This window comes from Legionella qingyii (genome assembly GCF_003184185.1).
On sequence record NZ_QHJG01000003.1, the window covers coordinates 40,605 to 53,944 of the forward strand.

Below are 13,340 nucleotides of genomic sequence, written 5' to 3' on the forward strand. Positions count from 1 at the left end.
TAAATCAAAATACTATAATATGCTACATAATATATTTTTTGGGCTTCGAATAGAAAATAGTGGCTGTAATTGGAGCGTTATTCAGGTACTATTGATAAAATCTAAATGTAGATGAAAAGGAGTAATTTAATGATTAATCATATTGTTGTATTACAATTTAAAGCAAATTTAACAGAGTCGAATATTTCTTCTGCGCTAAATCAGTTAGGTAATTTACAAGAAATAATTCCATCTATTAAAGACTTCACATTTGGAAAAAATTGTAGCCCCGAGCAATTAAATAAAGGATTTACTCATGCATTTGTCATGAAATTTGATGATTTAAATGGAAGAGATCTTTATTTAGAGCATCCGGAGCATAAAAGAATCGCTACAGAGGTATTAGTTCCTATGTTAGAAAATGGTTTGGAATCTGCTGTAGTTATTGATTATGAATACAAATAGCAAACCCGGCAACTGTATCTGGTTGTTTGCAACCAAAATACACTTGCTGCCCGAGCCTATTAATTTAAACCCCACTCAGCAACTGGAGTTTCTGAGTATTGATTTTTAATATACTGCTCAAGCAGGCCATTAAAATCATTTTTGTGTTTCGCAAGAAATTTATCTTGCCATATACTTCCATTTTGATTTCTCTCAAGCCTGGTTTTAATTATATCCAAATAAAAATGCGCCTCCAGGATGTCAACTCCCAAATCTTCAAGCCCTTTAAAAGCCAGAGGTAATAAGTTTTTTAAAAGGGTACTCGCCTTAATCTTGCCAGAATTCCAATTCAGTCTCGCTTCTAATCCGTAACGAGCTGATTCATAAAAATTTTTTAAGATAGATTCATGAGAAATTAAAGAGGTTAAGGAGGGCAGGTTATTAGCATAATAATTAGTTATACCATAAAAAAATGCGGCATTTGCTATCATATCCACTACAGTTGGGCCAGAAGATAATACACGGTGTTCTATTCTTAAATAGGGCTCATTCTGTCGATTAAAGTCCAAAATGGGTCTGTTCCAACGGAAAATACAACTATTTTGACATCTCACATGAAACATTTGATTAATAGGTTCTTTATACGCAGCAAGCGGCAAGAGATAAGGAAAATTACTTAGGTTATTTTTAAAAATGGAAAACAAAGTGTCTTGCAAATAATTAGGTTCAAGAAAAACGGTTTTTTGCAATGGAAATGGAAAAGTATAAAGTTGTTCAAAAATGCTGATTCTTGTTTCGCTCCATAAGTGTTTCCCACAAAAGTAAGGTGAATTACTACTAAGAGCCAATAAAGGGGCTGATAATATTTGAATTATATTAAAATAATGAGTTAATTGATGTTGAGGAACTTCTATATGAAGTTGCAAAGAACATATTAATCCTTCTATAGCTAAAGATTCTGGATATAAAAGAAGATTTTCTTTTTCCCCATTTATATGAATGGACAAAGGTTCTCCTTTTCGATATTTAGCTACAAACTCATTCATTAAAAGATAAATTTTTTGGGGTGTAATATATAAATGACTAAAAAGAGCTGGATCTGCTTGAGGTATAGAGCCGATGAGCGCCAAATGATGTTGGGAGTTACAGGCCATTTCACAACATTTATTCCATAGAGATAAAATACTTTGATGTAGAAAGGATAAAAAATTATCTTTTAAAGGAAAAACAGGAGTATTAATTTCTAATTGAGCAGTTCCTGCTTCTCTTACCAATTCTTTAAGTTTTTTCGTAAAAAAATGATTATGAGGTGATAATTGATACTCCTTATCTAAAATAAGAAACTCAATTTCAGCACCTCCATTGATGGATTCAGATTTAAAATAGTCTTTTGCAAACCATTCTTTTAAAAGTTGCGTTTCAGCAACTAAATTTTTTTTAAATAATTCGCAATCAATTTTATAATTTCCAATTTTTTTAATATGCATTGCTTGGTCCTTAAGTATTTAGACTAAAGTTTTTGTAATGAAATACTTAAATTCGACTCAACCATGAAGCAATGGTTCACTGGTATAATTTGCCATTTAAATCCATTAGTTGACAATTTTTCAGAAGCAATAATTACATAATTGTAAACCGTTTCTTTTGTTGCGCTTTTTGCAAGACTCTCACTTAATGAGAAATACATTGTTTCAGGTTTGGTTCGTGCAGAAGTACAATAACGAAAAGCGACGATACGTTTCCCATCAGTGATGCAAATATTAAAGTAGCTTACTGCTTTTTTATGATATTGTTTTACTAACTCATTAATTATTTGTAATGTTTTTAGTAAAATGTTGTGTATATCATGAGAGTTTTTTATTTTTAAATTTTTTGCTAATTGCAAAAATAAAGCAAAAATCAATTCTGAGTCGGTACTTCCTTTAATCCAGCTATAAATATCATCATCTAATAAATTACTAATTTGGCGTTTAATTTTTTTGAAGAAAGGAATAAATCCGTTATGCATAAATAGCCAGTTTTTATATATAAAAGGATGGCAATTAAAATGAGAAATACCCCCAGTACTTGCTGCGCGTATATGAGCAAAAAAAAGCTGAGCCCTGGTTTTTTTTGCTATATAGGAAAAATTGCGATCATTCCACGCAGGAAAAAGTGAAGTGAATAAAGCCGGTGTCTTATCAAAAGGAGTATACCATCCCAAGCCAAATCCATCTCCATTGGTAAGAGTACGTGATTCACGAGCCAAGAGGCTTTGCTTTATAAGCGAATTGTTAGGTTTAACTAATAGATTAGCTAATAAAATATCCTCTTTTCCTATGTAAGCTACGAATCGACACATGATTATTGTCCTTATCGAGGCTTAAAACGATTCATATCATTGTAATTTTAGGAAAGGAGAAATAAGATGTCCAAAATAATATTCAAAATAGTCGCTTTTTATTCATTTGTGACGGTTAGCAGGATGTGAACGATGTCTTCTATTTCTGAAACAATGTTCAAGCATTTTATTGCGATCGGTGCTTTATCAGCAATGGTTGCTACAATTTTAGGTGCCTTTGCTGCTCATGGTTTAAAGACACAATTAAGCGAATATCAGATGCATATTTTTCAAACAGGAGTTTTTTATCAATTTACTCATAGTTTAGCTTTATTATTCGTTGGGGGGATTCTTTTGCATATTAATAACCGGTTCATCCGAATTTCAGGATGGTTGTTTGTTATGGGAATTTTGCTCTTTTCAGGAAGCTTATACTTAATGAGTGTGTTGAACGTAAAAGTTATTGGAATTGTCACTCCAATTGGCGGCACATGCTTTATCCTTGGCTGGATTGTACTGGTTTTGGGAATATATAAAACAAATGCTTAAAATGATTGGTATTATGTGCGCGCAAATTTATAGTAATTTCAGTAAATTATCCTGTTTTTAGTTTCTTTTTAAAAAAGTTGTAGAATTTATCTATCGTATTATAAACATCAAGCGATTATTTTTATGAAATTAAACCATCAATTAAAAGTCATTCTAGCCAGTGCATCCCCAAGACGGTTACAAATATTGCAAGAGCACGGGTTGAATGCCGTGGCCATGCCTGCTGATATTGAAGAAATTTTACAACAAGATGAAGGGGCTAAGGACTATGTAACTCGGTTGGCTCAAGAAAAAGCTCACACTATTTTGGTACAGTCAGCAGTAGATACTGCGGATTTCATTTTGGCGGCAGACACTACAGTGGCTTATCAAAATCATATTTTAGAAAAACCCCGAGATTATGAAGACGCGTATAGAATGTTACGTATGCTTAGTGGCAAATCCCATGAAGTCTATACTGGTTATACTCTGATTTTTTTACCAGAACAAAAGTGGTGCATTAACTATGTAACAACGCATATTACTTTTCACAAACTTACAGAGCAGCAAATTCTAAATTATATTGATTCAGGAGATCCTTTCGATAAAGCTGGGGGGTATGGCATTCAGACAGTACGTGATACATTTGTTAAAGAAATAAAAGGTTCCTATTACAATGTTATGGGCTTACCCATTGAGGAAATTTTGGAAAAAATTTCTTTTGAGTATTCTAAGGAAGCTTGACCATTGGGCTCCACTACCTGAAGTCTATGCATCTTTTAAAGCTAATTTTTATAAATGCATAATGAATTGCTGTCTACTCCTTCTGTTGAACTTGCATTAACTAACAGAACAGGAATTGGTATGTTTAGAAGGAGGATTCTTCTTTTCTTCCAAATCAAAGCCGATGATTTATAAAGTCCAATATTATGTACATACATCTAATTAAGTCATATTGGATGCCTATAATCTTTACTTAACTTTTTCTTGTTATAATGACTCATTCATTTTTTAATCTGGAAAATCAACATGATTGAGTCGATGAAAAAAGTTCTTTTGAACAACAACAAGGAAGTTTTTAAGCAAAATATTGGATCATATAGCAAGGAACGTCTCAACGAGGTTGATGAGCAAGGCAATACGCTACTCCATATTGCGGTGGAGAACGGTTCTTTGTATTTCGTAAAACACTTACTTGCGCACGGTGCGGATATTTCTCTGAAAAACAGGGAAGGGAACAGTGCATTACACCTTGCAGTACAACAAGGCTATTTTAATATAGTCAATGAAATGCTTGGAATTTCACCAGCAGCAAAAGACAGAAAAAGAAAAGAAAAATGGATCGATAAAGATCGTAGCGTTAAAGTAGCAACACTTAAGGCTTCTCAGCGTGAAGCAATAACCCTGCTTAATGTGCCAAATAATAAAGGTGAAATACCGCTTGTTATTGCGGCCAATTTAAAAGATGACCTGATTTATAAAAAACTTCTGCTACTTGAATCTGCACCTGGCTATGCAAAAAGCCATATTGATCAAGCTTTGATCCGGCGGCAAAAACACATAGGCAGTTTGCAGAGTAAAAGTCTTTGGGCTGCATTGTTAGAAACGTTTTGCCCTTCTGCATCTCTAGCAGAATTAACTGAATCGTTTGCCTATACCGGATTATTGGCTGGAGCCAGTGCTGCGGTGGCTTCGGGCTTGAATATTGCGTTTGCCATTATTTCCATTATAGGATTTAGCATGATCATGTATGCTAATTATAAGAAAAATCAATCAGAAAGAAATGCTATTCGTGAATTGGAAGAATTACAAGCGGAACTGGCTTTTCTGCAGGGAATTAGAAAAAGAATAGCAAAACTTGCCTCTCAACAGTCGTTAACTTCTGAAGAAAAAAAAGAACTGGCGTTGATGAAGGAAGAATTAACCAAGACCATACAAAAACCTACACTTGTTAAAGGCGATGAAAAAAATGCGGCTGATTATGTAACGAGGAATGATAAAATACTTGTTGCATTAAGTTCTGCTGGTAGTTTTTTATGCACATACTCAGGAGCCTTGGGTATTATGGGGCTGGGCTTGGCAGTGGGCGCCGAAATTCTTGGTACCAGCTTGGCTGCCCTTATCATTTCTGCTGGTCCAATCGGCATCGGTGTTGCTTTAGGTGTAGGATTAATACTGGCCGGAGCCCTTGCTTATTATCATTATGAAACCAGAAAACAAGGCTATATGATTTTTGGGGAGCATAGAGCCTCTATTCATAAGTTGCAGTACAATATTTATAAAGAACAACAAGATCTAGTTCATGGCTCAGATATGGTTCTTGATGACATTAATCGTTTACTGGAGACACCCCAAAAACCCAAAGAATCAATGGGTGAAAAAAAAGTAGATCAGAAAAAAACAGCTCCCAAATATCTATCCAATAGATATACTCATGGCCATAAACCAGGAGAGATTTGTTCTATAGAAACTGAGCAACTCAGTAGTCATGGCCTCATGAAAACTAGGAGTTTACCTGAGCTTTACGCTTTGGGTGAACCTTCTGATTTAAGCAACAAAGTTTTATAGCTGGGTATAGGGCAATGCTCTTTAGCTTCTGGTTGGTTTTTACGAGATCAACCGTAGTATTTTAAAATCATTTTCTTAAATCATCTCCTATAATTAATGGTGTAACTCGCAATTAATTATTGAGGTAATAAATGCTTAGTCGCGATGAGAATGATTTGCCGATAACCCAATCAACTGGTGTTACTGTTACCAGGCAGGTAAAGAAATTAACTCAAGATCCTACGTATAAGAGCGCGGATTTTTTTGATAAATGTGCGCTAGAGCCAAATTTCACGGTCGATAATGAGCAGATCACGATTCAAGCATCAAAGGCACCTCCTCCTCTTGTCAAAGCCGATGATTTAAAAATCCCCGAATTTTTATTAAATGATTTAACTCCTGATGAAATAGCAAACATTGCTAATCAACTAATAAGTTTTGCTTATGATCCGTTAAACGTTGCACATCACCTTAAAGATTTAGATGAGGTGCTGGGAAAATCAATGGAAGAAAATCAAATTGTACCCTCACAACAAAATTCACTTCCTACTTATTTAATTGCAGGAAGAGGAAACTACATACCTGGAGCTCCTCCACCTGACTATCAACCTTTGAAAAAGGGAAGGATGCTGGATACGTTATTATTAGAACGCGAGGGTTTGCGTGATGTAAATAAAAATGGATTTATCGTTAAGTTTATTGGTTTTGTTAGTAGCATGATAGCGGATCGCATTGTTTCAAGCGGTCAACTTTTTAATGAAAATAAGCAAGTCAATCGTGTTCTTTTACATGGTTCTTATACTCATCGACTATTGCTTGAAGCATTTGCCCACGCGGTAGAAAAGGGCGATATTGATTTAAATATTAAATCAGAACAGAAGCTTAATTTTGTTCAATTGTTACATATTCTGGTTTCAGTTAAAGCAAACAATGGTCAAAGTCTTTGGGAAATGGGGTTAGACTCTGTAGAGGATTCTCAACATTCTTCCAATGCGCCATTAGATTCAAAGCAATTTAGTTTTAGTTGTCGCTCACCTTTTGTTTTCAATTCCCTGTTACTATGTTTTGGTAAGGAGCTTGGATTACCTCATCTTCAAACGTATATGCTGGACAGTCATTACAAAGCTGCATATGAAATGGTTTTACGCTCCAAAGTAAAGATGGCAAAGGCAGAAAAATTGCCTCATTATTCAGAGGTTGATATTTCGAATGAAAGAATATATGAACGTTGTATGGAGTATTTTTCTATAATGGCTGAAAGTTATGGAGAGGTGGGCGGTAACACTCCATTTACAGTCGATGAATTAGCAATGCTCTCTGATGAGCGCTATATATCTTTAATGTGGGGACCAAGTGTACTGCTGAAAATATCATCCCCACAAAAACCTGGTACTTATACAGGTTGGATGGAATTTTTTCAAAATAAGAGCGGTATAAAAGAGCCTATTTCAAATCAATCTAAAAAACATGGACGCTCCGAGGAAGATGGAGAAGAGCGATATGGTAAAAAAAGGTAATGAATATTGCGGGTATTAAGTTTGGGGCTAAGGTATCTATAGGATTATCTCCTCATGTCTCAACCCCATACATTACGCTCTGATGTTCAGTTTATTGTTTATTCAATTGATTAATTAATGATAATAATTTTTTATCTTCTTTAGTTAACATGTTATCTGAATAATCAGGATTAGGTTCATACCACCATTGCTTTTTGAAGTAGTTTTGCAAGTCGGGGGAGTTGAATCGCCGGCCGTATTGGGCATAAACCGTATTACGGAGAATCTGTAATTCTTTGGCACTTAATTTTGATAAAGAGTTAATGGGATTATCTGAATTTAACACGGGATAAATCATAGTGTGGCGAACATAACTTTTCGGGGTATATAAACAAAGTTGCAAATCAACTTTAGGTTGAAAATGAGACAAATTCCATACATATTTTCTGTCTTTGCCATTACCCATAATCTTTATGCCAGCAGGTTTAGGCCTAAGATATTCTGATTTGGGATCTACCTCGGAACATAAACGTGTGGGGGTGTTGGGAATGACCTCTAATTGGGTGTGGCCAATGGTATTATCATGCCATAGTGCCCCGGTTTTGAGTACATACGAAACCCAGTGAAAACCCATCACATCATAAGTTGCACCCGTTTCATAATCATGATGAATGGAAACGGTTGCTAACGCCGGGAACGTAGTGTCCCATACATAAGCATCATTATAGTATAAGCCTTTATCCTCATTAGGGGCGATTTTCTCTTTATGGGAAGCAACAGACGTATTATCAACTCGAACTTGGAAGTTATAAACCAGCGCTTTTCCTTCACTGGTTTTTTGGCCTTGGGGAAGGGCAATTGCACTCATTCCATTATTTACTGGAAAAGGGAAGCCCATAGCTACTTCGATTTTTTTGTTTAAAGTATTTTTAAATTGAAAATCACAGCTGTAGTGCCAGGAGCCATCCCATTCTGAAGTATTTAATTTCTTACCTGTTATTATTATAACTTCTTTAACCATCTTAATATCAGGCTGCGAAACAGGGATAGGTAACGATCCATTTCCTCCCAAGGCAGTGTCGTTGGCAAATAGGCTTTTAGAAAAGAACAGAATAAAAAATAGAGATAAACGTTTTGTTTTTTTGCTTGAATAGCGATTAAGTAAATTCATGTAATTTTCCCTGAACAAGAATAGAGTACTACTTTATTTTTTTATGTGCTTTATAGCAAGAATAAGTGAGGAACCTAATCTTAGTTTTTCTTGAAATGATGATAATTATGAATAGTCTAGATGTAGGTATTTATTTATCTTCTGTGCATGAGGCGCGCACTTCACGGGATTGGATATGCTATAAATTATAGAATTGGAGAGTTTCCTGATGATATTTATAATGAAGTTTTAACATGTTTCGGTGAAAAGGAGATCATTGATCTTACAATGGCAATTATTACTATCAATAGCTGGAATCGTATCGCAGTAAGCTTCCGTAAATTACCGAGCTAAAAAATGGTAGTGAAAGGGAGCAACTGTCTTGAGCGGTTGTTACTTCCCCATGATTCGAAGTTATCTCAAATAACGCCTTTTGATTTTAAAGAACAAAAGAATAAGAAATTTTATAGATTCTTATTTTTAAAGCAATAAAATAAAAAAATCACAAAGAAATAAATGAACAGTGGTTTAATAAATATATTAAATATCAAAATCATTTGTAAAAATAAACTGTTTGAATGCCATAACATCTGACTTAGTTTTAAGATATCAAGTGGTTGATAGGGTTTGATATATAACAGTAATGCAACGTGCTGAATGATAAAAAAACCAACTATTGTACAAAAAATAGCAATCGGGTGCCTAATCGAATAGAGGATATTAAACCATGGATGTTTTTTCATTGATTTTCCTTCGATTCACTGCCATCCAATTTCTGATGATTTTATTACTGAGATGTTGAAAAAAAATGATCCTCAAAAGAACGCAAGTAAAATAGTTAAAAAATCATCATACTAGTTTTTAAATTTAAAATTCAATGCCTGGCCTCATGTGGGTATTACCTATGTGTGTTAATATCTATCCTGCAAAAATAATTGTATTTCATGGAGAGGGTGTATTATGTTTTCACGAAGTTGGTCACCATTTAGTGCTTTATTTTCAGAAACCCGTTCTGAAACCAATAATGAAGAACAATCGAATTTCCTATATGAATTAAATGCTGATGAAAAGAAACAGCTAAGGAATTCAGAAGTTAAACCAAAAATTGTTGCCCTTTATGATGAAAATAATGGTTCAAAGAATGCTGACCTGGCAATTCAGCATTTTGAAAATGATGGATTAGACGTAATCAGGGTTTCTCCAGATGAAGGATTAAATCATCCTACATTTACAAGTAATTCTATTGACGGTATTTATTTGCCTGGTGGTTCAGATATCCCTGTTGACGATGATAATGATCCGCGTACGAAGTTTGAAGGCCAACTGACACGACTGGCACGCACTCAGGATATTCCTCTTATGGGGATATGTCGCGGTGAGCAAGCTATTGGGCATCATAATAGTTTGGAGGTAAAGGATTTGTCAGATTATGAGACGCATTATGCTGGTGAGAATAACGCGAGTAATCCAGATGTAAATAATACAGTTGTTGTTGAAAAAGGAAGTCAATTGTATGCCGTATTACAGAGTGAATTTAAGGATAAGGATGGGCCTATGGTGTATTCGGTTACCTGCCTTCATCATCAACATATACTGGATAATTCAAGTCATAGTGATGTACAAATAACAGGTCGTAATAAATTTGATAATACAATCGAAAGCATTGAAATAAAAACGGGGAAATATTATTCATTTGGTGTGCAACATCATCCAGAAGTACTTATACATTCTTTTGAGAGTGCAAGAGAAGAAAAAATTATCCAGGCGGAAAAAGAAGCTGAAGAAGGCCGATATACAGCGAATTATTTTGATCCCGAGATAGCTTTAGAAACAGAAATTACATTTGCTCAAAAACTAAGGAACGCTCGTTCAGAATCAATAGATGAAAGAGCTGCCAAGGCAGAGATGCGTTTTTTTACTAAGCAAGTTAAAAAACACTTTCTTGAACAAGAGTCGAAGCAAAAAGAAAAACAACCTGGTGATGGAGATTCAAGTGTATATCATACTCTCTGGATCTAAATCTCATTACTACCATATTCCTCTTATAAGCCAAGGAAGGCAAAGAGCGAACTGTAGCAGGCAACTCCACAGCACATCATCTATAACTATTCATGATATTTCTTTTTCCCAATCCTCTTTCCTCGAAAGGCATCATCACGCCACTTAAATGTCTTGCGCGAGGGGAAGACGCGATCGAGGCAAACTCAAAGCAATGGTTTACTGAAGCTACAAAAACGTAAGAGACCTTTCCTGGTAAATTTTACGAAAAAAATTTTCAAATTGATGCTGTTCAAATAATACCAATCCGTATTGAAGTAATCTGCACTCATTGCATAGTCTCGTAGATTCTTCCCATATAAATTGTTCCAGTGCATCAAGGAGGGCATCCATCTTGTTGGGAGTACTGCACAAAATGAGCAAATACCGAATTTATAAATATTTAATAAAAATAATATGCGCTAATAATAGTTACTTAATATTCAAGGAGTACAATCTGTATATTAGGCGAGCAAATATGATTTGTTGTCTAAATTATGAATTAAGGTACGCTATTATGTTTCAGAAATTTACAGAATATTTATCCAATCTTGGCTCCACAAAAAATACAAACAAAGAGAAGCCAAAATTCGAATACACTTTAAATAAGGATGAAAAAGAACAATTAAAGCATTCGGAAGAAAAGCCAAAAATTATCATACTTTATGATAGCGAGGGAGGTACAATCTATTGCGACCTTTTGATTGATTATCTAAAAGGTAAAGGATTTGATGTTATTCCAGTTACACCCCAGGAAGGATTAGGTCATCCCGCTTTTAACGGTAGGATAGATGGTATCTATTTACCAGGGGGGCCCAATGTTCCAGTACATGATGATAGTGATCCGCGTAAGAAATTTGAAGGAGAACTTACAAAATTAGCCGAGAGTCGAGATATCCCTCTTTTAGGTATATGTCGTGGACAACAAACAGTTGGACATTATCATGGTTATAAAGTAACTGACATACCCGAAGATGCTGAGCAGCATGAACTTCATTATGAGCATTTTGATACCGTTTATAAAGAAACCCAAGATGCTACCTTTAATAATAAAGTAGTCGTTGCAGAAGGAAGCCAATTGTATAATGCGTTACATTCTAAACTCAAACATAAAGATAAGAGTAATATAGAATATAATGTTACTTGTCTTCATCATCAACATGTAGAGGAGAATCAAGATAATAACAGTCTTCGAGTTACAGGACGTAATAAATTTGATGGATTAGTTGAAAGTGTTGAAAAAAAGACAGGGAAATATTACACCATCGGTTTCCAACATCATCCTGAAGCGGTCATAAGTATTTGTGGTGAGGTAAGAAAGATAAAACTAGATCAGATAGAAAGAGACTCATTGGAAGCACTAGCTGATGTGGATCCTGTTTCGGATCCAGATGAGCTATACCGTGTTCGACACCAATGCGAGAAAAAAGAGTCGGAGGTTCTGAACGAAACTTGGAATGAAAAAGCAGCAAAAGCTGAGATAGGCTTCTTTTCAAAACAAGTGAAACAACATTATCTTGATAAAGCTCCCAAAAAAGAAGAAACACAGGATACGAACGATAAATATTATCCTCCTTGTATATAATCTTAATTTATAGCATATTTCCCGCACCAAGGAAGGTTATCAGGGGCTCTCTGTCTCAAAATAGCTTCTCTCATACGCAGCCGAATCTAAAAATACCTAAACCAATGTTTTCTGATGCTTTGTCTGAATTTGAACGGCCTCAAAAGCTTTAGATACTGAGATCGATACCGCCAGTGAGCCCATATGCACTGTTTACTTGCGTTCCGAAGTAGTGTTGTATTAATGGGATATTAGCACCCAAATAAAAGGAAACATCCTTATGTATATTTACTCTTAAGCCCGGTAATATAAAAATACTATTTCCACCACTGTTTGGATCTGTTAGCCCTGCGATATGATCTTTTGCGGCGTATTCGCCATTAAGCTCTATAATTCCATCAATGTGTAATTTATCCTGTTCACTTTTATAAAGCTCTATAACAGTCGCAAAATTATAATCAAATAGTGAGCCTATGGTTGTCTGCTGTGTACCCTCGGTACTTTGAGTGTAAATTAAATTTGTACTTAAAGAAAAGTTGTTAAATTTTTTGGAAACAATAATTCCTGCAAATGGAGTCCAGGCACCACTCCCTGGTTGATCCGATGCGGAAAATAGTATTCCATAGTTATCTCTTGCTGTGGTTTTACCCGTTGGGGCATTAATTCCAGAAAGTATAGCCAGTGAGGTGGGATACTTATCCTCATCCAACAATCGCCACATAGAGAAGAAGTTGGTATCACCTATTCCAGAAGAACTTCCTAAATCAATAATGTTTCCAATATTTGTTTCTTCATTGAAATTAACAGCAGAGATAGAGGAGTTAAGCACATAAGGTAGGCTGGCGCCAATGGTTATATTTTTTTCAAGTCCATAAAATGCCAGAATATAATTCGCAAAGTTAGACTGTTGGCTTTCGGTTAAAGGATGCTGCAAAAGGGTGGTATCAGAAAGAGGGATACTGGGGTAATATTCTAGTCTTTGACTGATACCTATTTCACCTTTATCCAGGGTATCAGCGGTTGCGGTAGTTATTGGTGCGCCGATCCCGGTAGAGTAACTAATCGATTTTTGAGGAAAACTAACTGCATATAGTTTTAAAGAAATGCAGCAGTATAAACCTATTACCCGCTTTAAAGTTTTTTTCATTTCATGAATAGTGTTTAAAGTTTTATTCTAACTTAGAATGTTGATTATGCCCAATAACCAGTTAAAGATAATAAGTAACCAATACTCAGATTGGCATAATAAAAGCGAAGCAAATGTAGCGCTGTATT

Annotated in this window: 12 protein-coding genes; 7 read left to right on the forward strand and 5 right to left on the reverse strand. The window is 35.1% G+C overall.

Features of this window, described 5'->3' with window-relative positions; all coding sequences use genetic code 11:
- Positions 1-129 precede the first annotated feature (129 nt).
- The gene (locus DGG96_RS02220; protein WP_158618860.1) at positions 130-444 is read left to right on the forward strand and encodes a Dabb family protein; all 315 of its coding nucleotides are present in this window, start codon (positions 130-132) and stop codon (positions 442-444) included.
- A 59-nt stretch (positions 445-503) separates the two neighbouring features.
- On the opposite strand, the gene DGG96_RS02225 is transcribed toward DGG96_RS02220, so the two are convergent.
- On the reverse strand, positions 504-1,910 hold the full coding sequence (locus DGG96_RS02225) for a glutamate-cysteine ligase family protein (RefSeq protein ID WP_110141392.1): 1,407 nt from the start codon (positions 1,908-1,910) through the stop codon (positions 504-506).
- 23 nt (positions 1,911-1,933) lie between these two features.
- Complete coding sequence (locus DGG96_RS02230) at positions 1,934-2,764, reverse strand: class II glutamine amidotransferase (protein ID WP_110141393.1); 831 nt, start codon at positions 2,762-2,764, stop codon at positions 1,934-1,936.
- 132 nt (positions 2,765-2,896) lie between these two features.
- On the opposite strand from DGG96_RS02230, the gene DGG96_RS02235 reads away from it, so the two are divergent.
- The 4 genes from DGG96_RS02235 (at position 2,897) to DGG96_RS02250 (ending at position 7,335) form a co-directional block, all read left to right on the forward strand.
- Entirely contained in the window at positions 2,897-3,292 is a 396-nt protein-coding gene (locus DGG96_RS02235) for a DUF423 domain-containing protein (protein WP_233590488.1), read from the forward strand.
- Positions 3,293-3,415: 123 nt separating this feature from the next.
- Positions 3,416-4,015: a Maf family protein gene (locus tag DGG96_RS02240; RefSeq protein ID WP_110141394.1), complete on the forward strand. Its 600-nt coding sequence runs from the start codon at positions 3,416-3,418 to the stop codon at positions 4,013-4,015.
- 285 nt (positions 4,016-4,300) lie between these two features.
- On the forward strand, positions 4,301-5,839 hold the full coding sequence (locus DGG96_RS02245; RefSeq protein ID WP_110141395.1) for an ankyrin repeat domain-containing protein: 1,539 nt from the start codon (positions 4,301-4,303) through the stop codon (positions 5,837-5,839).
- Positions 5,840-5,970: 131 nt separating this feature from the next.
- Positions 5,971-7,335: a hypothetical protein gene (locus DGG96_RS02250; protein ID WP_110141396.1), complete on the forward strand. Its 1,365-nt coding sequence runs from the start codon at positions 5,971-5,973 to the stop codon at positions 7,333-7,335.
- A gap of 91 nt (positions 7,336-7,426) precedes the next feature.
- On the opposite strand, the gene DGG96_RS02255 is transcribed toward DGG96_RS02250, so the two are convergent.
- Together DGG96_RS02255 and DGG96_RS02265 are read right to left on the reverse strand one after the other, a co-directional pair.
- A complete protein-coding gene (locus DGG96_RS02255) occupies positions 7,427-8,485 on the reverse strand; it encodes a YARHG domain-containing protein (protein WP_110141397.1) in 1,059 nt (352 codons plus the stop codon).
- A 443-nt stretch (positions 8,486-8,928) separates the two neighbouring features.
- Positions 8,929-9,207 (reverse strand): hypothetical protein, encoded by a 279-nt coding sequence (locus DGG96_RS02265; protein WP_110141399.1) that lies wholly within the window; start codon positions 9,205-9,207, stop codon positions 8,929-8,931.
- Positions 9,208-9,424: 217 nt separating this feature from the next.
- Here DGG96_RS02265 and DGG96_RS02270 point away from each other — a divergent pair, with 217 nt between their 5' ends.
- Positions 9,425-10,483: a gamma-glutamyl-gamma-aminobutyrate hydrolase family protein gene (locus tag DGG96_RS02270; protein WP_110141400.1), complete on the forward strand. Its 1,059-nt coding sequence runs from the start codon at positions 9,425-9,427 to the stop codon at positions 10,481-10,483.
- Between the two features lie 535 nt (positions 10,484-11,018).
- Positions 11,019-12,086: a gamma-glutamyl-gamma-aminobutyrate hydrolase family protein gene (locus tag DGG96_RS02275; RefSeq protein ID WP_110141401.1), complete on the forward strand. Its 1,068-nt coding sequence runs from the start codon at positions 11,019-11,021 to the stop codon at positions 12,084-12,086.
- Positions 12,087-12,234: 148 nt separating this feature from the next.
- Here the strand turns inward: DGG96_RS02275 and DGG96_RS02280 are convergent, their stop codons facing one another.
- Positions 12,235-13,212 carry a transporter gene (locus DGG96_RS02280; protein WP_110141402.1) on the reverse strand — a complete coding sequence of 326 codons (978 nt, stop codon included), beginning with the start codon at positions 13,210-13,212 and terminating at the stop codon, positions 12,235-12,237.
- Positions 13,213-13,340: the final 128 nt, after the last annotated feature.